A 19,489-nucleotide genomic window follows, 5' to 3' on the forward strand; every position below is an offset into this window, starting at 1 on the left:
GGCATCAAAGTTTGACTTGGCCGTCAATGCCACCGCCAAAATCATTAATGGCGGAGTAATCAACTGTTGCACCAGACACAGAACGGGGAGCGCCTTTTACCACCATTTCCGCACTGCTCATGGGTGCGACCATACTGGTCTCCACGGTATATTTATTACCGCCTGAGCCAAGGGTAATGCTGCTGAATGAGACGTGATAAGGCGTAGGGTTTGTCGCCTGCAGCACCACTTTTCCGGCTGAAGACTGGAGACGCCAGGTTAACTGTTTTGGTGCATCAGCCGGGTTACCCGCCAGACCGGTTGGGCGATAGAACAGCTTGATACGGGTGCGGAAAGCCAGTTGCAGAATGTTTTTTCCTTTGGCATCGGCATCGCTCATCTTGGGGGGAACTTCCAGCGCATTGAACCAATAAATGCTTTCGCGATCGGCTGGAAGGGTCTGGCTGGCGTTCCACGCAATTTTAACCGTTTGGCCTTTTTTACCATCAACGCGGGAAACCGGTGGCGTCACGGTAAAAGGCACTTTCAATGTGCTGGGGTCGGCATTCTCGCTGCCGGTATCAATCCAGGTCTGGACTAATAATGGGCGGGCGCCTTTGTTTTCCATGCGCAAAGTAACGTCTTTCTGGTCTGCATTGTAAATAATGCGCGTACCGGAAAGCACGATATCTGCTTGCGCGGTGAGGCTGAAAACGGCTGTCGATGCGATGAAAACAGCGGAAACAACAAACTGACACATCCTGGTCATAACACTATCCTTATTGAGTTACCCGACAGCAGTGGGCTGTCGGGTGATGCAGAGATTTACTGATAAGTCACTGTATAAGCGGCGTTGGTTTTGACATAACCTGCCGTTGCGTCAACTGTTGCTGCCTGTTTAACATACGACGCTTTAAAGTTGTAAACCGCTTTGCCGTTGGTAAACACAAGGTTTTTAACATCGGTGCTGTCGTTAACTTTCACCTGTTGGTAGGTGGTGGCATTGGTAAGGTAGTGAATGGCAATAGCGACCCCGGTTGCCGCCTGGCTGATAGAGAGATCGTTGTTCAGAGTGCCCTGGCTGTTACTGAAGAACACAGAACCCATGCTCAGACTGGCGTTATTTTTTGGATCGCCCGAGCAATCTATCGCAATAGAAAAGGCTTCCGGTTTTGCACCAACGTCGGCAGTCTTTACGACACCTGCGCCATTAACTTCAGCGGTTGTAGCGGTTTGCAGAGTAATTTGACCGTCCTGCGCGCCACCGTTGACGTGCAGGGCGCAGGTATTGTCACTGACCAAACCTGAGAAATCTAATTGACCGCCATCAAGCGCGAAGGCTGAACTGGTGAACATGACTAATGCCGCAGCAATAGCACTTTTATTTAACATAGAAATATCCTTATTAAAATTAATGGTGGTGAATTTTCTCACCAAAACTTATTATAAATGCCACACTCTTTAAAGAAAAATATCTTCGGTGAATGGATTTTTATGATTTATTATAATTATGCATTTTATGAATGTATTTGGTGAGGTTGGGCAGGTTTAAATAATGTGATAATACGCTGTAGAAATTAATAATTACGCGTTAAGGACAGGTCGTTGTATGCACTTGTTGCCCCCGTCCCAGCCTGACAGAATCCAATTAAGTGCTATCCAGTGCTAATACCGGGAGTGAGGCATAGTACTCAGAATAAATTGGTTAATTATCATTAAAAACCTCTTATAAAGAGAAAAGTTAATATAGGTAATGAAAATATATTTGCCGTAATTATATTTTTAATGCTGTTTTTTTGTGATTTATATGATGGGGGAGAGAGAATTAATTCATTGAAACTATAAAATAATATTATACAACATTGCATTACCCAATACGTTTTTCCAGGAATGTGGTTTACCAGTGCTGTGGGCTGGGAGGGAAAGTAGTGAGTCTTGCTTGCAACGTTTCACCATCAGGAAACACGAGTTCCGGCGCGATCTCAAACAGCGGCCACAACATAAATCCACGATTCTTCATATCATAGTGCGGAACGGTCAGGCGCTCAGTGTTTATGACCTGATTACCAAACAACATGATATCAAGATCGAGCGTGCGCGGTCCCCAGCGTTCAGCTTTGCGGACACGACCCTGTTGCAGCTCAATACGCTGTGTGTGGTTGAGGAGCTCTTCTGCTGTAAGAGAGGTTTCCAGAGCCACGGCTGCGTTTAAGTAATCGGGTTGATCTTGCGGCCCCAGCGGTGGGGTGCGGTAAAACGAAGAAACGGCAAGAATGCGGCTTTCAGGAATGTCATCTATTGCCTTCAGGGCAGCATTGACCTGCTCCAGCGGAGAGGCCAGATTGCTGCCGATGGCAATATACGCCACTGTCATGCGGTGCCCTCACGGCGCGGCGCACGTCTGCGCGGGCGACGAGTACGACGACGCGGTGACGGTTCTTCATCCAGTTCGTTAAGCATCCCTTTTTGGTCTGGCGGCGCGGAAACCTGGAACTCACCCCACCATTTCGCCAGACGTTGTAGCTCGGCGTTGCGTTCTACTTCAGCACGCAGTGCCAGCAGGTCATAAGCGGCGCGGAACTTCGGATGTTCGAGTAATTTCCATGCGCGTTTACCCTGACGGCGGGACATGCGCAACTGTAATTGCCAGATATCACGGGTTAAAGTGGTTAGCCGTTTCGGGATCGCCAGTGAACGGCAGGCTTCGTCTAACACATCGTTCATTGCCAGCGCGAAAGCGTCGTGATAAGTCAGGCCGCTCTCTTGGGCAATTTTCTGTGCTGTTTCCAGCAGGGGATACCAGAACATGGCGGCAAACAGGAACGCCGGGTTGACGCGCATATCGTTATGAATACGCGTGTCAGTATTCTTCAGCACCTGCTCAATGATCCGCTCCATTGGACTGTCACCATTTTCCGTAAAGTAGCGGGTAATGGTCGGGAACAGCGGCTGGAACAGATGGTATTCACACAGCAGTTTATAGGTTTCGTAACCGTAGCCCGCTTGCAACAGTTTCAGAGATTCTTCAAACAAACGCGCCGGAGGAATATCGTTTAGCAAGGTTGCCAGGAGTGGGATCGGTTCTGCGGTTTCCGGGCTGATGCGCATGCCCAATTTGGCGGCAAAACGAACCGCGCGCAGCATACGTACCGGATCTTCACGGTAGCGCGTTTCTGGGTTACCAATCAGACGGATAACGCCGTCTTTCAGATCCTTCATGCCACCAACGTAATCGCGGACGGTAAAATCTGCCACGCTGTAATACAGGCTGTTGATAGTGAAATCGCGGCGTTGGGCGTCTTCTTCGATGGAGCCGAAAATGTTGTCGCGCAGCAACATGCCGTTTTGCCCGCGTTGGGAGGTCGTGCGGTCGCTGACGTTACCTTCGTGATGTCCACGGAAGGTCGCAACTTCGATAATCTCCGGGCCAAACATGACATGAGCAAGACGGAAACGGCGACCCACCAGGCGGCAGTTACGGAACAGTTTGCGCACCTGCTCAGGCGTGGCGTTGGTGGTCACGTCAAAATCTTTCGGCTTTTTGCCAAGTAACAGGTCGCGTACGCCGCCGCCAACCAGCCAGGCTTCGTATCCCGCTTTATTGAGCCTGTACATTACCTTCAGGGCATTTTCACTGATATCTTTGCGGGAAATAGCATGCTGCTCACGCGGGATCACCGTCACCTGTGGACGGGCGACTGCCTGTTCAGCCTCGCTTTCCTCGCGGCTTAGCACCTTGCGGCAAAAATTAGCGACTCGGGTAAAAATAGTACACCTCGGTAGTGTCAAACATCATTCAGGACAAAAAAATAGCGGCTAATCATAGCTCAGCATGACGCATTTGAGAATGTTGAATTTACAATTGCCGAGTCAGGAATGGTAGTCAGCGTCCAGTTTGTGACGGCTGACTGGAGAATTTGCTCGACGCTGAAATCCTGCCAGTGTGTTTCTGCCTGCTGGCCCAGAAATTGAAGTGCCGCGATTAACACCGGCCGAGGATCGCCTTTTGGCAACGCAGGCGCATGATTCTGCTTGGAAAGTTTAGCGCCTTGTGGATTAAGTGCCAGTGGCAAATGAATGTAATCTGGCACCTGCCAGCCAAAAAGCTGGTACAGCGAGATTTGGCGCACCGTGGGTTCGATCAAATCCGCGCCACGGACAATTTCTGTCACGCCCTGGTAGTGATCGTCAACGACCACCGCCAGGTTATAGGCAAATAAACCATCACGGCGATGAATAATAAAATCTTCCCGCGCCAGTTTTTGGTCGGCATGAATAATGCCGCGCAGCTGGTCAGTAAACTGGGTGACCGGATGCTGCTGGCGAATACGTACAGCAGCGTTTTCTGGCCCATGATGCAACTCCCGGCAATGACCGTCGTAAATACCGCCAATGCTTTGAATACGTGCGCGCGTGCAGGTGCAGTAATAACTTAACCCTTGCTCATGTAACCATGCGAGTGCTTCGCGATAGGCGTCGTGACGTTGCGATTGCCAGAGAACATCGCCGTCCCAGTGTAGACCGTAATGTTCCAGCTGGCGCAGGATGGTCTCTGCGGCACCGGGAACTTCACGAGGCGGATCGATATCTTCAATGCGAACAAGCCAGCGACCTTGCCGGGCGCGAGCCTGTAGAAAGCTTCCAAGCGCGGCAATCAGAGAGCCAAAATGAAGCTCGCCAGAAGGAGAGGGGGCGAAGCGACCAATATAGTGTGTGTCTGTCATCTCGTTGAACAAAAAATAAGGCGGGAGCATTTCCCGCCTGTGGTAAACGTGATGGAACGGCTGTAATTAGCCAGCCATCTGTTTTTCGCGAATTTCAGCCAGCGTTTTGCAGTCGATGCACAGATCGGCTGTCGGGCGCGCTTCCAGACGACGAATACCAATTTCAACGCCGCAAGATTCGCAGTAGCCGAAATCTTCGTCTTCCACTTTTTTCAGCGTTTTCTCGATCTTTTTGATCAGCTTACGCTCGCGATCGCGGTTACGCAGTTCGAGGCTGAACTCTTCTTCCTGGGCTGCACGGTCTACCGGATCCGGGAAGTTGGCTGCTTCATCCTGCATATGTGTAACGGTGCGATCGACTTCATCCCTGAGTTGATTACGCCATGCTTCCAGAATACGACGGAAGTGCGCCAGCTGGGCTTCGTTCATATACTCTTCGCCCGGCTTCTCCTGATATGGCTCCACCCCAGCGATGGCGAGAATACTCAGGGACGATGTTTTACGGTTTTGCCCTTCTTGCATGTTGCTTCTCCTTAACACGCACTATCGATCCCCATGTTCGGGGGAAAAATGAGGCCGCTATAAATAGCAGAAGCTTTTCCGGATAGCAATTATCTAAACGTAACACTTGACAACTGTGTGAGGAAAAGCGTATTTGCGCACGCGACCAGAATGTAAATTAACCAGTTACTTACTCTACTACAATGTAACCGGCAGTGATTTTTTAAGAGCCATGCCTTCAGCAGAAAGTTCTGCTTTGTAAGCCAGAATTTCTACCCCCCTCTGTTGAGCTTCTGACAATAGTTGCGCGTATTTCTCATCGATGTGGCGCGCGGGTGAAAACCGTGTAATGGCTGAATGCAGCACGGCGAAAAAGATAACCGCACGCTGGCCTTCAGCCGCTACGCTCATTAACTCCCGAAGGTGTTTCTGACCTCGTTCAGTGACCGCATCGGGAAAATATCCCTGCTCGTTCTCCGCTAACGTAACCGATTTCACTTCAATATAGCAGTCTGGACGCGAATCCGCCTGCAACATGAAGTCAATACGGCTGCGTTCGGCGCCGTATTTTACTTCGCTTTTCAGAGAGCTATATCCTGACAGTTCTGAAATGGATTCATTAAGGATAGCCTCTTTCGTCAACCTGTTAGCCCAAAGTGTATTGACGCAAATAAATGCGCCGCTTTGGCTTTGGGTTAACTCCCAGGTGTGTGGGTATTTCCGTTTTGTGTTGTCTGAAGTTGAATACCAGACGGTATCGCCAGGCGTTGCACATCCGGTCATCGCACCCGTATTCGGGCAGTGTAGCGTTAATTCGCAACCATCGGGTGTGATCACATCGGCTAAAAAGCGTTTGTAACGTTGAATTAGCGTTGCGCGCTGTAGAGGGGGAGAAAATTCCATTGCGACAATCCTTGTTATTGCGTTAGCGCCCAGCGTTTTAGCGGCGTGTAGCGTGTGCGCCCACGGGCAAACGAGGAGGCGTAAAGGGTGAACTCCGTCACCGTATACGACCAGTTAAAGCCTGGCGGCGGGATTGTCACCGCCTCGCTGGCGTCGCGCAATAAGGTGATATGTGGATGAAACGGTCGATTGCTTTGAAAACAACCGCTGCGTGCAGCTTGTGAACGAAGCATATTCGCCAACTGGATTAAGCCGCGTGGCGGCTGACGCATCCCTAACCATACCACACGCGAACGCAGCCACTGACCGGCGTCATCAAGCTTGAGTGTGAAACCGGGCTGACGAATCCGTCCGGCTAAAAGAGAAAGCGCCTTCTCTTTCTCTGCGCTCACTTCGCCTAAAAATGCCAGTGTCAGATGTAAATTATCGGCGGCGACCGGACGTCCCGCGTCTGGTGGGAACTGTGCGGCGCGCCAGTGGATAATCTGTTCGCGGATTTCTGCAGGTAAGTCGATAGCAAAGAACAGCCGTTGCGGTTCAGACATGTGAGGTACTCGGTTATGCATTACCGCGATGCTACAATGTGGCGCGAAGAATGTTAACCCTCTGGAGCGTTTTGTGTCGTCGTTGCCCGTTGCTGCCGTCTTACCTGAGTTACTTGCTGCCCTCGATGGTGCACCGCAGGTGTTATTAAGTGCGCCGACCGGGGCCGGGAAATCAACCTGGCTGCCGCTGCAACTGCTGGCGCATCCCGGCATTAACGGAAAAATTATCCTGCTGGAGCCGCGTCGCCTGGCGGCGCGTAACGTTGCGCAACGACTGGCGGAACTGCTTAACGAAAAAACAGGTGATACGGTAGGCTACCGGATGCGCGCGCAAAACTGTGTCGGGCCAAATACTCGCCTGGAAGTAGTTACCGAAGGCGTGTTGACGCGCATGATCCAGCGTGACCCTGAACTGAGCGGCGTTGGATTGGTGATCCTCGATGAGTTTCATGAGCGCAGCTTGCAGGCGGATCTGGCGTTGGCGCTGTTACTCGATGTGCAACAAGGTCTGCGTGATGACCTTAAACTACTGATTATGTCGGCTACGCTGGACAATGACCGCTTGCAGCAGATGCTGCCAGAAGCGCCCGTCGTCATCTCAGAAGGGCGCTCGTTTCCGGTTGAACGCCGATATTTACCGCTGCCCGCTCATCAGCGTTTTGATGAAGCCGTGGCGGTTGCCACCGCCGAATTGCTGCATCAGGAAAGCGGCTCATTACTGTTATTTTTACCTGGTGTCGGAGAAATTCAGCGCGTTCAGGAACAACTGGCTTCGCGCATCGGTAGTGATGTGTTGCTCTGCCCGCTGTATGGCGCGTTGTCGCTGAACGATCAGCGAAAAGCGATCCTTCCGGCACCAGAAGGGATGCGCAAAGTAGTGCTGGCAACCAATATTGCTGAAACCAGTTTAACCATCGAAGGTATTCGTCTGGTGGTGGATTGTGCTCAGGAACGTGTGGCGCGCTTTGATCCGCGCACGGGGCTTACGCGGCTGATTACTCAACGCGTTAGTCAGGCATCTATGACGCAGCGTGCGGGGCGTGCCGGACGTCTGGAGCCGGGGATCTGTCTACATTTAATCGCCAAAGAACAAGCAGAACGCGCCTCCGCGCAAAGTGAACCGGAAATCTTACAAAGCGATCTCTCCGGTTTGCTGATGGAATTACTGCAATGGGGATGCAGCGATCCGACGCAGATGAGCTGGCTGGATCAACCGCCAGCCGTGAATTTACAGGCCGCGAAACGCCTGTTGCGGATGCTGGGGGCGATGGACGGTGAACGGCTAAGCACGAAAGGGCAGAAAATGGCGACGCTGGGTAACGATCCGCGTTTAGCGGCAATGCTGGTGAGCGCAAAGAGCGACGACGAAGCTGCTACCGCTGCAAAAATTGCCGCTATTCTCGAAGAGCCACCACGGATGGGCAATATCGATCTGGGCGTGGCGTTTTCGCGCAATCAACCTGCCTGGCAGCAACGTAGCCAGCAACTGTTAAAGCGCTTAAACGTACGCGGCGGTGAGGCAGACAGTTCGCTTATCGCACCGTTACTTGCCGGAGCGTTTGCCGATCGCATCGCTCGCCGCCGTGGGCAAGAGGGGCGCTATCAACTGGCAAACGGCATGGGGGCAATGCTCGATGCCGATGATGCGCTCAGCCGCCACGAATGGTTGATCGCACCGTTATTATTGCAGGGTAGCGCCTCGCCGGATGCGCGGATTTTACTGGCGCTACCGGTCGATATCGATGAATTAGTGCAACGCTGTCCGCAGCTGGTGCAGCAATCGGACACCGTGGAGTGGGATGATGCGCAAGGTACGCTGAAAGCCTGGCGTCGGTTGCAAATCGGCCAACTGACGGTAAAAGTGCAGCCGCTGGCGAAGCCTTCAGAAGACGAGCTGCATCAGGCGATGCTTAACGGCATTCGTGAAAAAGGCTTAAGCGTGCTTAACTGGACGCCGGAAGCGGAACAGCTACGCTTGCGTTTGTTATGCGCCGCCAGGTGGTTGCCAGAATATGACTGGCCAGCGGTTGATGATGAAAGTTTGTTGGCGACGCTGGAAACGTGGCTACTGCCGCATATGGCAGGCGTACATTCGCTACGCGGCCTGAAATCACTCGATATTTATCAGGCGCTACGCGGATTACTTGATTGGGGGATGCAGCAACGTCTGGATAGTGAATTGCCTGCGCATTACACTGTGCCGACGGGAAGCCGGATCGCCATTCGTTACCATGAAGATAACCCGCCCGCGCTGGCGGTGAGAATGCAGGAGATGTTTGGCGAGGCCACCAATCCGACGATCGCCCAGGGGCGTGTGCCGCTGGTGCTGGAGTTGCTTTCTCCTGCCCAAAGGCCGCTGCAAATCACACGAGATTTGAGCGCCTTCTGGAAAGGAGCGTATTGCGATGTGCAAAAAGAGATGAAAGGGCGTTATCCCAAACACGTCTGGCCGGATGATCCGGCAAATACCGCACCGACGCGACGGACGAAAAAGTATTCATGAAGACCAAAGTAAATTTGAGAGATATCTTCTTCTGTCTTGTTACAGAAGAACAGAAAATCGGGCTTTTGCGCCTGAATATTGCGGAGAAAAAGCATGGCCGGGAATGACCGCGAGCCAATTGGACGCAAAGGGAAACCGACGCGTCCGGTCAAACAAAAGGTAAGCCGTCGTCGTTACGAAGATGACGATGATTACGACGATTATGATGACTATGAGGATGAAGAACCGATGCCGCGCAAAGGTAAGGGCAAAGGCAAAGGGCGTAAGCCTCGTGGCAAACGCGGCTGGCTATGGCTGCTGCTAAAACTGGCTATTGTTTTTGCCGTGCTGATCGCCATTTACGGCGTTTATCTCGATCAAAAAATTCGTAGCCGTATTGATGGCAAAGTCTGGCAATTGCCTGCGGCTGTTTATGGCCGAATGGTCAACCTTGAGCCAGACATGACCATCAGCAAAAACGAGATGGTGAAGCTGCTGGAGGCGACCCAGTATCGTCAGGTGTCGAAAATGACGCGCCCTGGCGAATTTACCGTGCAGGCCAACAGCATTGAGATGATCCGTCGTCCGTTTGATTTCCCGGACAGCAAAGAAGGACAGGTGCGTGCGCGTCTGACCTTTGATGGCGATCATCTGGCGACGATCGTCAATATGGAGAACAACCGTCAGTTCGGTTTCTTCCGTCTTGATCCGCGCCTGATCACTATGATCTCTTCACCAAACGGTGAGCAACGTCTGTTTGTGCCGCGCAGTGGTTTCCCGGATTTGCTGGTGGATACTTTGCTGGCGACAGAAGACCGTCATTTCTACGAGCATGATGGGATCAGTCTCTACTCCATCGGACGTGCGGTGCTGGCAAACCTGACCGCCGGACGCACGGTGCAGGGAGCGAGTACGCTGACGCAACAGTTGGTGAAAAACCTGTTCCTCTCCAGCGAACGTTCTTACTGGCGTAAAGCGAACGAAGCCTACATGGCGCTGATCATGGATGCGCGTTACAGCAAAGACCGCATTCTTGAGCTGTATATGAACGAGGTGTATCTCGGTCAGAGCGGCGACAACGAAATCCGCGGCTTCCCGCTGGCGAGCTTGTATTACTTTGGTCGCCCGGTAGAAGAATTGAGCCTCGATCAGCAGGCGCTGTTGGTGGGTATGGTGAAAGGAGCGTCCATCTACAACCCGTGGCGTAACCCGAAACTGGCGCTGGAGCGACGTAACCTGGTGCTGCGTCTGCTGCAACAACAGCAGATTATTGATCAAGAGCTCTATGACATGTTGAGTGCACGTCCGCTGGGGGTTCAGCCGCGCGGCGGGGTAATCTCTCCACAGCCAGCCTTTATGCAACTGGTGCGTCAGGAGCTACAGGCGAAACTGGGCGATAAAGTGAAAGATCTCTCCGGCGTGAAGATCTTCACTACCTTTGACTCGGTGGCCCAGGACGCGGCAGAAAAAGCCGCCGTGGAAGGTATTCCGGCGCTGAAGAAACAGCGAAAGCTGAGCGATCTGGAAACGGCAATTGTGGTTGTCGACCGCTTTAGCGGTGAAGTTCGCGCGATGGTTGGTGGTTCTGAGCCGCAGTTTGCAGGTTACAACCGTGCGATGCAGGCGCGTCGTTCGATTGGTTCCCTTGCAAAACCAGCGACTTATCTGACGGCCTTAAGCCAGCCGAAAATCTATCGCCTGAACACGTGGATTGCCGATGCGCCAATCGCGCTGCGTCAGCCGAATGGCCAGGTCTGGTCACCGCAGAACGATGATCGTCGTTATAGCGAAAGTGGCAGAGTGATGCTGGTGGATGCGTTGACACGTTCGATGAACGTGCCGACGGTGAATCTGGGGATGGCGCTGGGTCTGCCTGCGGTTACGGATACCTGGATTAAACTGGGCGTACCGAAAGATCAGCTGCATCCGGTTCCGGCAATGCTGCTGGGGGCGTTGAACTTAACGCCAATTGAAGTGGCGCAGGCGTTCCAGACCATCGCTAGTGGTGGTAATCGAGCACCGCTTTCTGCGCTGCGTTCGGTAATCGCGGAAGATGGCAAGGTGTTGTATCAGAGCTTCCCGCAGGCGGAACGCGCGGTTCCGGCGCAGGCGGCGTATCTGACACTATGGACCATGCAGCAGGTGGTACAACGCGGTACGGGTCGTCAGCTTGGGGCGAAATACCCGAACCTGCATCTGGCGGGCAAAACCGGGACTACCAACAACAACGTGGATACCTGGTTTGCGGGCATTGACGGCAGCACGGTGACCATCACCTGGGTAGGCCGTGATAACAACCAGCCGACCAAACTGTATGGTGCCAGTGGGGCAATGTCGATTTATCAGCGTTATCTGGCTAACCAGACACCAACACCGCTGAATCTTGTTCCGCCAGAAGACATTGCTGATATGGGCGTGGACTACGACGGCAACTTTGTCTGCAGCGGGGGCATGCGTGTCTTACCGGTCTGGACCAGCGATCCGCAATCGCTGTGCCAGCAGAGTGAGATGCAGCAGCAACCGTCAGGCAATCCGTTTGATCAGTCTTCTCAGCCGCAGCAACAGCCGCAACAGCAACCTGCTCAGCAAGAGCAGAAAGACAGTGACGGCGTAGCAGGTTGGATCAAGGATATGTTTGGTAGTAATTAACGTCTAAGCGTGACATACCGGATGGCGAGTTGCCATCCGGTAAAATAACATCCCACCTAAAGTATTAACCCTTTCTTTTCATCTGGTTGTTTATTAACCCTTCAGGAACGCTCAGATTGCGTACCGCTTGCGAACCCGCCAGCGTTTCGAATATTATCTTATCTTTATAATAATCATTCTCGTTTACGTTATCATTCACTTTACATCAGAGATATACCAATGGCGCGTTCCAAAACTGCTCAGCCAAAACACTCACTGCGTAAAATCGCAGTTGTAGTAGCCACAGCGGTTAGCGGCATGTCTGTTTACGCACAGGCAGCGGTTGAACCGAAAGAAGACACTATCACCGTTACCGCTGCACCAGCGCCGCAAGAAAGCGCATGGGGGCCAGCTGCAACTATTGCGGCGCGACAGTCCGCTACCGGCACCAAAACCGATACACCGATTCAAAAAGTGCCACAGTCTATTTCTGTTGTGACCGCCGAAGAGATGGCGCTGCATCAGCCGAAGTCGGTAAAAGAAGCTCTTAGCTATACGCCAGGCGTTTCGGTCGGTACGCGTGGTGCATCAAACACTTATGATCATTTGATTATTCGTGGTTTTGCAGCAGAAGGCCAAAGCCAGAATAACTATCTCAACGGTCTGAAGTTGCAAGGCAACTTCTATAACGATGCAGTTATTGACCCGTATATGCTGGAACGCGCTGAAATTATGCGTGGTCCGGTTTCAGTGCTTTACGGTAAAAGCAGTCCTGGCGGCCTGTTGAACATGGTCAGCAAGCGCCCGACTACAGAACCGCTGAAAGAAATTCAGTTTAAAGCCGGTACTGACAGCCTGTTCCAGACTGGTTTTGACTTCAGTGATGCGCTGGATGATGACGGCGTTTACTCTTATCGTCTGACTGGTATTGCGCGTTCAGCCAATGCTCAGCAGAAGGGGGCAGAAGAGCAGCGTTATGCTATTGCTCCAGCGTTCACCTGGCGCCCGGATGATAAAACCAATTTCACCTTCCTTTCTTACTTCCAGAACGAGCCGGAAACCGGTTATTACGGCTGGCTGCCGAAAGAGGGAACCGTTGAGCCGCTGCCGAACGGTAAGCGTCTGCCGACAGATTTTAACGAAGGGGCGAAGAACAACACCTATTCTCGTAATGAGAAGATGGTGGGCTACAGCTTCGATCACGAATTTAACGACACCTTTACGGTGCGTCAGAACCTGCGCTTTGCTGAAAACAAAACCTCGCAAAACAGCGTTTATGGTTACGGCGTCTGCTCCGATCCGGCGAATGCTTACAGCAAACAGTGTGCCGCTTTAGCGCCAGCCGATAAAGGTCACTACCTGGCACGTAAATACGTCGTTGATGATGAGAAGCTGCAAAACTTCTCCGTTGATACCCAGTTGCAGAGCAAGTTTGCCACTGGCGATATCGACCACACTCTGCTGACCGGTGTCGACTTTATGCGTATGCGTAATGACATCAACGCCTGGTTTGGTTACGACGACTCCGTACCGCTGCTCGATCTGTACAATCCGGTGAATACCGATTTCGACTTCAATGCGAAAGATCCGGCAAACTCCGGCCCTTACCGCATTCTGAATAAGCAGAAACAAACGGGTGTTTATGTTCAGGATCAGGCGCAGTGGGATAAAGTGCTGGTCACCCTGGGCGGTCGTTATGACTGGGCGGATCAAGAGTCTCATAACCGCGTTGAAGGGACGACCGATAAACGTGATGACAAACAGTTTACCTGGCGTGGTGGTGTTAACTACCTGTTTGATAATGGTGTAACACCTTACTTCAGCTATAGCGAATCGTTTGAACCTTCTTCACAAGTTGGGAAGGATGGTAATATTTTTGCGCCGTCTAAAGGTAAGCAGTATGAGGTCGGCGTGAAATATGTACCGGAAGATCGCCCAATTGTGGTTACTGGTGCTGTGTATAATCTCACTAAAACCAACAACCTGATGGCGGACCCTGAGGGTTCCTTCTTCTCGGTTGAAGGTGGTGAAATCCGCGCGCGTGGCGTAGAAATCGAAGCGAAAGCGGCGCTGTCGGCGAGTGTTAACGTAGTTGGTTCTTATACTTACACCGATGCAGAATACACCACCGATACTACCTACAAAGGCAACACGCCTGCGCAGGTGCCAAAACACATGGCTTCTCTGTGGGCTGACTACACCTTCTTTGAAGGCCCGCTCTCCGGCCTGACGCTCGGTACTGGCGGTCGCTTTACAGGCTCCAGCTATGGTGATCCGGCTAACTCCTTTAAAGTGGGAAGTTATACGGTCGTGGATGCGTTAGTGCGTTATGATCTGGCGCGAGTCGGCATGGCGGGCTCCAACGTGGCGCTGCATGTCAACAACCTGTTCGATCGTGAATACGTCGCCAGCTGCTTTAATACCTATGGCTGCTTCTGGGGCGCAGAACGTCAGGTCGTTGCAACCGCAACCTTCCGTTTCTAATTTCTCTTTTGGGGCACGGATTTCCGTGCCCGTTTCACAAGTTGGCTGTTATGCAGGAATACACGAATCATTCCGATACCACTTTTGCACTGCGTAATATCTCCTTTCGTGTGCCCGGGCGCACGCTTTTGCATCCGCTGTCGTTAACCTTTCCTGCCGGGAAAGTGACCGGTCTGATTGGTCACAACGGTTCTGGTAAATCCACTCTGCTCAAAATGCTTGGCCGTCACCAACCGCCGTCGGAAGGGGAGATTCTTCTTGATGCCCAGCCGCTGGAAAGCTGGAGCAGCAAAGCGTTTGCTCGCAAAGTGGCTTATTTGCCGCAGCAGCTTCCTCCGGCAGAAGGGATGACGGTGCGTGAACTGGTGGCGATTGGTCGTTACCCGTGGCATGGCGCGCTGGGGCGCTTTGGCGCGGCAGATCGCGAAAAGGTCGAAGAGGCTATCTCGCTGGTTGGCTTAAAACCGCTGGCGCATCGGCTGGTCGATAGCCTCTCTGGCGGCGAACGTCAACGGGCGTGGATCGCCATGCTGGTGGCGCAGGATAGCCGTTGTCTGTTGCTGGACGAACCGACCTCGGCGCTGGATATCGCCCACCAGGTTGATGTGCTGGCGCTGGTGCACCGTTTAAGTCAGGAGCGTGGCCTGACGGTCATTGCCGTGCTGCACGATATCAATATGGCTGCGCGTTACTGTGATTATCTGGTCGCCCTGCGCGGCGGTGAAATGATTGCTCAGGGAACGCCTGCGGAAATTATGCGCGGCGAAACCCTCGAAATGATTTATGGCATCCCGATGGGTATTTTGCCGCATCCGGCGGGTGCTGCACCTGTGAGTTTTGTTTATTGATGAGCGGCTTACCTCTTATTTCGCGCCGTCGACTGTTAACGGCGATGGCGCTTTCTCCGTTGTTATGGCAGATGAATACCGCCCGCGCGGCGGCTATTGATCCAAAGCGTATTGTGGCGCTGGAGTGGTTGCCGGTGGAATTACTGCTGGCGCTCGGCATCGTGCCTTACGGCGTGGCGGATACCATCAACTATCGCCTGTGGGTCAGCGAGCCACCATTGCCGGATTCAGTGATTGACGTTGGTTTGCGTACAGAACCTAACCTTGAACTGCTGACCGAAATGAAACCGTCGTTTATGGTCTGGTCGGCAGGGTATGGCCCTTCACCAGAAATGCTGGCACGCATTGCGCCTGGGCGCGGATTTAACTTCAGCGACGGCAAACAGCCGCTGGCGATGGCGCGTAAGTCACTGACGGAAATGGCAGATTTACTTAACCTGCAAAGCGCAGCGGAAACGCATTTAGCGCACTATGAAGACTTTATCCGCAGCATGAAACCCCGCTTTGTGAAGCGTGGTGCGCGCCCGTTATTGCTGACGACACTTATCGATCCGCGCCATATGCTGGTCTTCGGTCCAAACAGCTTGTTCCAGGAAATTCTTGATGAGTACGGCATCCCAAATGCCTGGCAAGGGGAAACCAACTTCTGGGGCAGTACCGCCGTCAGTATCGATCGTCTGGCAGCGTATAAAGACGTTGATGTGCTCTGTTTTGATCACGACAACAGCAAAGACATGGATACCCTAATGGCAACCCCGCTGTGGCAGGCTATGCCGTTTGTCCGCGCCGGACGCTTTCAGCGCGTACCTGCAGTCTGGTTTTATGGTGCGACGCTCTCGGCAATGCACTTTGTGCGTATTCTGGATAACGCCATTGGAGGTAAAGCGTGAGTAAACGTATTGCGCTTTTCCCGGCGTTATTGTTGGCGCTGCTGGTGATTGCCGCAGCGATGCTCACCTGGATGAACTTCTCGCAGGCGCTGCCGCGTAGCCAGTGGGTGCAGGCCACCTGGTCGCCGGATATCGATGTCATCGAGCAGATGATTTTTCACTACAGCTTGTTACCGCGTCTGGCGATTTTGCTGCTGGTGGGCGCGGGCCTGGGGCTGGTGGGCGTGCTGTTTCAGCAAGTGCTGCGTAACCCGCTGGCGGAACCGACGACGTTGGGCGTTGCTACAGGCGCGCAACTGGGGATTACCGTCACCACGCTCTGGGCGATCCCTGGTGCGATGGCGAGCCAGTTTGCTGCATTGGCAGGGGCTTGTGTGGTTGGCTTAATTGTCTTTGGCGTCGCGTGGGGGAAACGGCTTTCTCCGGTAACGCTGATCCTCGCGGGGCTTGTGGTGAGCCTTTATTGCGGGGCAATCAATCAGTTACTGGTTATCTTCCATCACGACCAGCTACAAAGCATGTTCCTGTGGAGCACCGGAACGCTGACGCAAACCGACTGGGGCGGCGTTGAGCGTTTATGGCCGCAGTTGCTGGGCGGCGTGATGCTGACGTTACTGCTACTTCGTCCGTTAACCCTGATGGGGCTTGATGATGGCGTGGCGCGCAATCTCGGGCTGGCCTTGTCGCTCGCGCGTCTGGCGGCGCTGTCGCTGGCGATAGTCATCAGTGCGCTGCTGGTGAACGCGGTGGGGATTATCGGCTTTATCGGGTTGTTCGCGCCGCTGCTGGCAAAAATGCTGGGGGCGCGGCGTCTGCTGCCAAGACTGCTGCTGGCGTCACTGATTGGTGCGCTGATCCTCTGGCTTTCCGATCAAATCATCCTCTGGCTGACTCGCGTGTGGATGGAAGTTTCTACCGGTTCGGTCACTGCGCTCATCGGTGCGCCGCTGCTGCTGTGGCTGCTGCCGCGTTTACGCAGCATCAGTGCGCCGGATATGAAGGCCAACGATCGTGTCGCGACTGAACGCCAACATGTGCTGGCGTTTGCCCTTGCTGGCGGTGTGCTGCTGATAATTGCTGTGGTGGTGGCGCTGTCGTTTGGTCGTGATGCGCACGGCTGGACGTGGGCGAGCGGGGCGCTGCTCGATGATTTAATGCCCTGGCGCTGGCCGCGAATTATGGCGGCACTGTTTGCGGGCATCATGCTGGCAGTGGCGGGCTGTATTATTCAGCGGCTGACCGGAAACCCGATGGCAAGCCCGGAAGTGCTGGGGATTAGTTCCGGCGCGGCGTTTGGTGTGGTATTGATGCTGTTTTTGGTGCCGGGTAATGCCTTTGGCTGGCTGTTACCCGCGGGCAGTCTCGGCGCGGCGGTGACGCTGTTGATCATTATGATCGCTGCCGGACGCGGTGGATTTTCCCCACACCGCATGTTACTGGCGGGGATGGCCTTAAGTACCGCGTTCACCATGCTTTTGATGATGTTGCAGGCAAGTGGTGACCCGCGAATGGCGCAAGTGCTGACGTGGATTTCCGGTTCGACCTACAACGCGACCGAGGCGCAGGTCTGGCGCACGGGAATTGTGATGGTAATTTTGCTGGCGATTACCCCGCTGTGCCGCCGCTGGCTGACCATTTTACCGCTGGGCGGTGATACCGCACGAGCAGTGGGAATGGCGCTGACGCCGACGCGAATTGCGCTACTGCTGCTGGCGGCTTGCCTGACGGCGACCGCGACAATGACCATTGGACCGTTGAGTTTTGTTGGTCTGATGGCACCGCATATCGCGCGGATGATGGGCTTTCGACGGACGATGCCGCATATTGTGATTTCGGCGCTGGTGGGTGGTTTACTGCTGGTGTTCGCTGACTGGTGTGGGCGGATGGTGCTGTTTCCATTCCAGATCCCAGCGGGGCTGCTGTCGACCTTTATCGGCGCGCCGTATTTTATCTATTTGTTGAGAAAGCAGAGCCGTTAATTTTTCCATATAACGGCCCTTAACTCCTGGATGGATAAAGCTTTTACGCGGCAACGGATACCCGATGCGACGCTGTGGCGTCTTATCGGGCCTACAAACGGTCCTGATCTGTAGGTCGGATAAGGCGTTTACGCCGCATCCGACAAACCATGCTGGATCACAACTTCGCAAACACCCGACGTGCAGCATCGATGGTGTTATTGATATCTTCCATGCTGTGCGCCACAGACATAAAGCCCGCTTCAAACGCTGACGGTGCCAGGTAAACACCTTCGTCCAGCATCATATGGAAGAAACGCTTAAAGCGTTCCACGTCACAGGCCATCACATCCTGATAGCACGTCACGGACTCGGCGTCGGTAAAGAAAATACCGAACATGCCGCCAACGTGGTTAACGACCAATGGAATTCCCGCTTCTTCTGCCGCTTCCAGCAGACCTTCTGCCAGACGTGTTGTCAGCTCATCCAGCGTCTCGTGAACGCCCGGCTGCGCGACTTCATTCAGACAGGCGAAACCGGCTGCCATCGCAATCGGGTTACCGGAAAGCGTACCCGCCTGATAGACCGGACCGGTTGGGGCCAGCGCATCCATCACATCACGACGACCACCGAATGCGCCTACCGGCATTCCACCGCCGATGATTTTGCCCAGGCAGGTGAGGTCTGGCACCACGTCGTAATAATCCTGCGCGCCAGCCAGCGCCACGCGGAAACCGGTCATCACTTCATCGATGATCAGCAATGCGCCAAATTCGTCGCACAGTGCGCGCAGACCCGGCAGGAACTCTGGCAGCGGCGGAACACAGTTCATGTTGCCTGCTACTGGCTCGACAATAATACAGGCAATCTCTTGCGGGTATTGCTCAAACGCGGCGCGTACCGAGGCCAGATCGTTATAAGTACAGGTTAATGTATGTTTGGCGAAATCTGCCGGAACGCCCGGCGAGTTTGGCTGGCCTAAAGTGAGTGCGCCAGAACCGGCTTTTACCAGCAGACAGTCAGCGTGACCGTGGTAGCAACCTTCGAATTTAATGATTTTGTCGCGACCGGTAAAACCACGGGCCAGGCGGATGGCGCTCATCGTCGCTTCGGTGCCGGAGTTCACCATGCGCACCATATCCATGGTCGGGACCAGTTCGGTCACCAGTTGCGCCATTTTCACTTCCATTTCGGTCGGTGCGCCAAAGCTCAGACCGCGTTCGGCGGCTTCAATCACGGCATTGCGGATCGCCGGATGGTTATGGCCCAGCACCATCGGCCCCCAGGAACCGACATAATCGATATAGGCTTTGCCATCAACATCGTACAGATAAGCGCCGTCCGCTTTTTCGATAAACAGTGGAGTGCCGCCCACGCCGGTAAAGGCGCGAACAGGGGAGTTCACACCGCCAGGGATCAGCTCGCGCGCTGCGCTGTATAGATTTTCAGACTTACTCATGGAGGGTTCCTGATTCGTAGAAAAAGTGAATGGCTGCTATTCTATGTTATTCATAACAAGTTAAATACTCGTCAAACGTCAGGTTGCT

The 19,489-nt window shown here is 53.5% G+C and carries 15 protein-coding genes; 6 read left to right on the forward strand and 9 right to left on the reverse strand.

Going from position 1 to position 19,489, the window contains the following annotated elements:
- Positions 1-4: 4 nt before the first annotated feature.
- From QUE74_RS00730 to thpR, 8 genes are all read right to left on the reverse strand, one after another.
- Complete coding sequence (locus tag QUE74_RS00730) at positions 5-739, reverse strand: fimbrial chaperone (protein WP_001355207.1); 735 nt, start codon at positions 737-739, stop codon at positions 5-7.
- Positions 740-804: 65 nt separating this feature from the next.
- The gene (locus QUE74_RS00735) at positions 805-1,371 is read right to left on the reverse strand and encodes a fimbrial protein (protein WP_000932938.1); all 567 of its coding nucleotides are present in this window, start codon (positions 1,369-1,371) and stop codon (positions 805-807) included.
- 505 nt (positions 1,372-1,876) lie between these two features.
- Positions 1,877-2,353, reverse strand: a complete 477-nt coding sequence (gene folK, locus QUE74_RS00740) for a 2-amino-4-hydroxy-6-hydroxymethyldihydropteridine diphosphokinase (protein WP_000215120.1) — start codon at positions 2,351-2,353, stop codon at positions 1,877-1,879.
- A complete protein-coding gene (gene pcnB, locus QUE74_RS00745) occupies positions 2,350-3,747 on the reverse strand; it encodes a polynucleotide adenylyltransferase PcnB (RefSeq protein ID WP_286332199.1) in 1,398 nt (465 codons plus the stop codon). The genes folK and pcnB overlap by 4 nt, the downstream gene beginning before the upstream one ends.
- Positions 3,748-3,806: 59 nt before the next feature.
- Positions 3,807-4,703, reverse strand: coding sequence for a tRNA glutamyl-Q(34) synthetase GluQRS (gluQRS, locus tag QUE74_RS00750; protein ID WP_001360390.1), 897 nt, complete (start codon positions 4,701-4,703; stop codon positions 3,807-3,809).
- 66 nt (positions 4,704-4,769) lie between these two features.
- Positions 4,770-5,225: an RNA polymerase-binding protein DksA gene (dksA, locus tag QUE74_RS00755; protein ID WP_001155227.1), complete on the reverse strand. Its 456-nt coding sequence runs from the start codon at positions 5,223-5,225 to the stop codon at positions 4,770-4,772.
- A 177-nt stretch (positions 5,226-5,402) separates the two neighbouring features.
- Positions 5,403-6,107: a DNA/RNA nuclease SfsA gene (gene sfsA / locus QUE74_RS00760; RefSeq protein ID WP_000396023.1), complete on the reverse strand. Its 705-nt coding sequence runs from the start codon at positions 6,105-6,107 to the stop codon at positions 5,403-5,405.
- A gap of 14 nt (positions 6,108-6,121) precedes the next feature.
- Positions 6,122-6,652 carry an RNA 2',3'-cyclic phosphodiesterase gene (thpR, locus tag QUE74_RS00765; RefSeq protein ID WP_001294669.1) on the reverse strand — a complete coding sequence of 177 codons (531 nt, stop codon included), beginning with the start codon at positions 6,650-6,652 and terminating at the stop codon, positions 6,122-6,124.
- 73 nt (positions 6,653-6,725) lie between these two features.
- On the opposite strand from thpR, the gene hrpB reads away from it, so the two are divergent.
- The 6 genes from hrpB (at position 6,726) to fhuB (ending at position 17,963) form a co-directional block, all read left to right on the forward strand.
- Positions 6,726-9,155 carry an ATP-dependent helicase HrpB gene (hrpB, locus tag QUE74_RS00770; protein ID WP_001363864.1) on the forward strand — a complete coding sequence of 810 codons (2,430 nt, stop codon included), beginning with the start codon at positions 6,726-6,728 and terminating at the stop codon, positions 9,153-9,155.
- Between the two features lie 93 nt (positions 9,156-9,248).
- Positions 9,249-11,783 carry a bifunctional glycosyl transferase/transpeptidase gene (gene mrcB / locus QUE74_RS00775; RefSeq protein WP_000918155.1) on the forward strand — a complete coding sequence of 845 codons (2,535 nt, stop codon included), beginning with the start codon at positions 9,249-9,251 and terminating at the stop codon, positions 11,781-11,783.
- A 219-nt stretch (positions 11,784-12,002) separates the two neighbouring features.
- Positions 12,003-14,246, forward strand: a complete 2,244-nt coding sequence (gene fhuA / locus QUE74_RS00780) for a ferrichrome porin FhuA (RefSeq protein ID WP_000124406.1) — start codon at positions 12,003-12,005, stop codon at positions 14,244-14,246.
- Positions 14,247-14,296: 50 nt separating this feature from the next.
- On the forward strand, positions 14,297-15,094 hold the full coding sequence (gene fhuC, locus QUE74_RS00785; RefSeq protein WP_001158929.1) for a Fe3+-hydroxamate ABC transporter ATP-binding protein FhuC: 798 nt from the start codon (positions 14,297-14,299) through the stop codon (positions 15,092-15,094).
- Positions 15,094-15,984 carry a Fe(3+)-hydroxamate ABC transporter substrate-binding protein FhuD gene (fhuD, locus tag QUE74_RS00790; protein WP_001355205.1) on the forward strand — a complete coding sequence of 297 codons (891 nt, stop codon included), beginning with the start codon at positions 15,094-15,096 and terminating at the stop codon, positions 15,982-15,984. The genes fhuC and fhuD overlap by 1 nt, the downstream gene beginning before the upstream one ends.
- Positions 15,981-17,963 carry a Fe(3+)-hydroxamate ABC transporter permease FhuB gene (fhuB, locus tag QUE74_RS00795; RefSeq protein ID WP_000044020.1) on the forward strand — a complete coding sequence of 661 codons (1,983 nt, stop codon included), beginning with the start codon at positions 15,981-15,983 and terminating at the stop codon, positions 17,961-17,963. The genes fhuD and fhuB overlap by 4 nt, the downstream gene beginning before the upstream one ends.
- 157 nt (positions 17,964-18,120) lie before the next feature.
- On the opposite strand, the gene hemL is transcribed toward fhuB, so the two are convergent.
- Positions 18,121-19,401, reverse strand: coding sequence for a glutamate-1-semialdehyde 2,1-aminomutase (gene hemL / locus QUE74_RS00800; RefSeq protein WP_000045287.1), 1,281 nt, complete (start codon positions 19,399-19,401; stop codon positions 18,121-18,123).
- Positions 19,402-19,489 lie beyond the last annotated feature (88 nt).

The organism is Escherichia sp. 10290 (assembly GCF_030295155.1).
Lineage (GTDB): Bacteria > Pseudomonadota > Gammaproteobacteria > Enterobacterales > Enterobacteriaceae > Escherichia > Escherichia coli_F.

What these genes read in the sequence shown, in the direction of transcription:
- fhuA (WP_000124406.1), top strand. Translation starts at nt 12,003, where the DNA reads ATGGCGCGTTCCAAAACTGCTCAGCCAAAACACTCACTGCGTAAAATC.
- fhuD (WP_001355205.1), top strand. Translation starts at nt 15,094, where the DNA reads ATGAGCGGCTTACCTCTTATTTCGCGCCGTCGACTGTTAACGGCGATG.
- gluQRS (WP_001360390.1), bottom strand. Translation starts at nt 4,703, where the DNA reads ATGACAGACACACACTATATTGGTCGCTTCGCCCCCTCTCCTTCTGGC.
- dksA (WP_001155227.1), bottom strand. Translation starts at nt 5,225, where the DNA reads ATGCAAGAAGGGCAAAACCGTAAAACATCGTCCCTGAGTATTCTCGCC.
- QUE74_RS00735 (WP_000932938.1), bottom strand. Translation starts at nt 1,371, where the DNA reads ATGTTAAATAAAAGTGCTATTGCTGCGGCATTAGTCATGTTCACCAGT.
- hemL (WP_000045287.1), bottom strand. Translation starts at nt 19,401, where the DNA reads ATGAGTAAGTCTGAAAATCTATACAGCGCAGCGCGCGAGCTGATCCCT.
- sfsA (WP_000396023.1), bottom strand. Translation starts at nt 6,107, where the DNA reads ATGGAATTTTCTCCCCCTCTACAGCGCGCAACGCTAATTCAACGTTAC.
- thpR (WP_001294669.1), bottom strand. Translation starts at nt 6,652, where the DNA reads ATGTCTGAACCGCAACGGCTGTTCTTTGCTATCGACTTACCTGCAGAA.
- folK (WP_000215120.1), bottom strand. Translation starts at nt 2,353, where the DNA reads ATGACAGTGGCGTATATTGCCATCGGCAGCAATCTGGCCTCTCCGCTG.
- QUE74_RS00730 (WP_001355207.1), bottom strand. Translation starts at nt 739, where the DNA reads ATGTGTCAGTTTGTTGTTTCCGCTGTTTTCATCGCATCGACAGCCGTT.
- fhuC (WP_001158929.1), top strand. Translation starts at nt 14,297, where the DNA reads ATGCAGGAATACACGAATCATTCCGATACCACTTTTGCACTGCGTAAT.
- mrcB (WP_000918155.1), top strand. Translation starts at nt 9,249, where the DNA reads ATGGCCGGGAATGACCGCGAGCCAATTGGACGCAAAGGGAAACCGACG.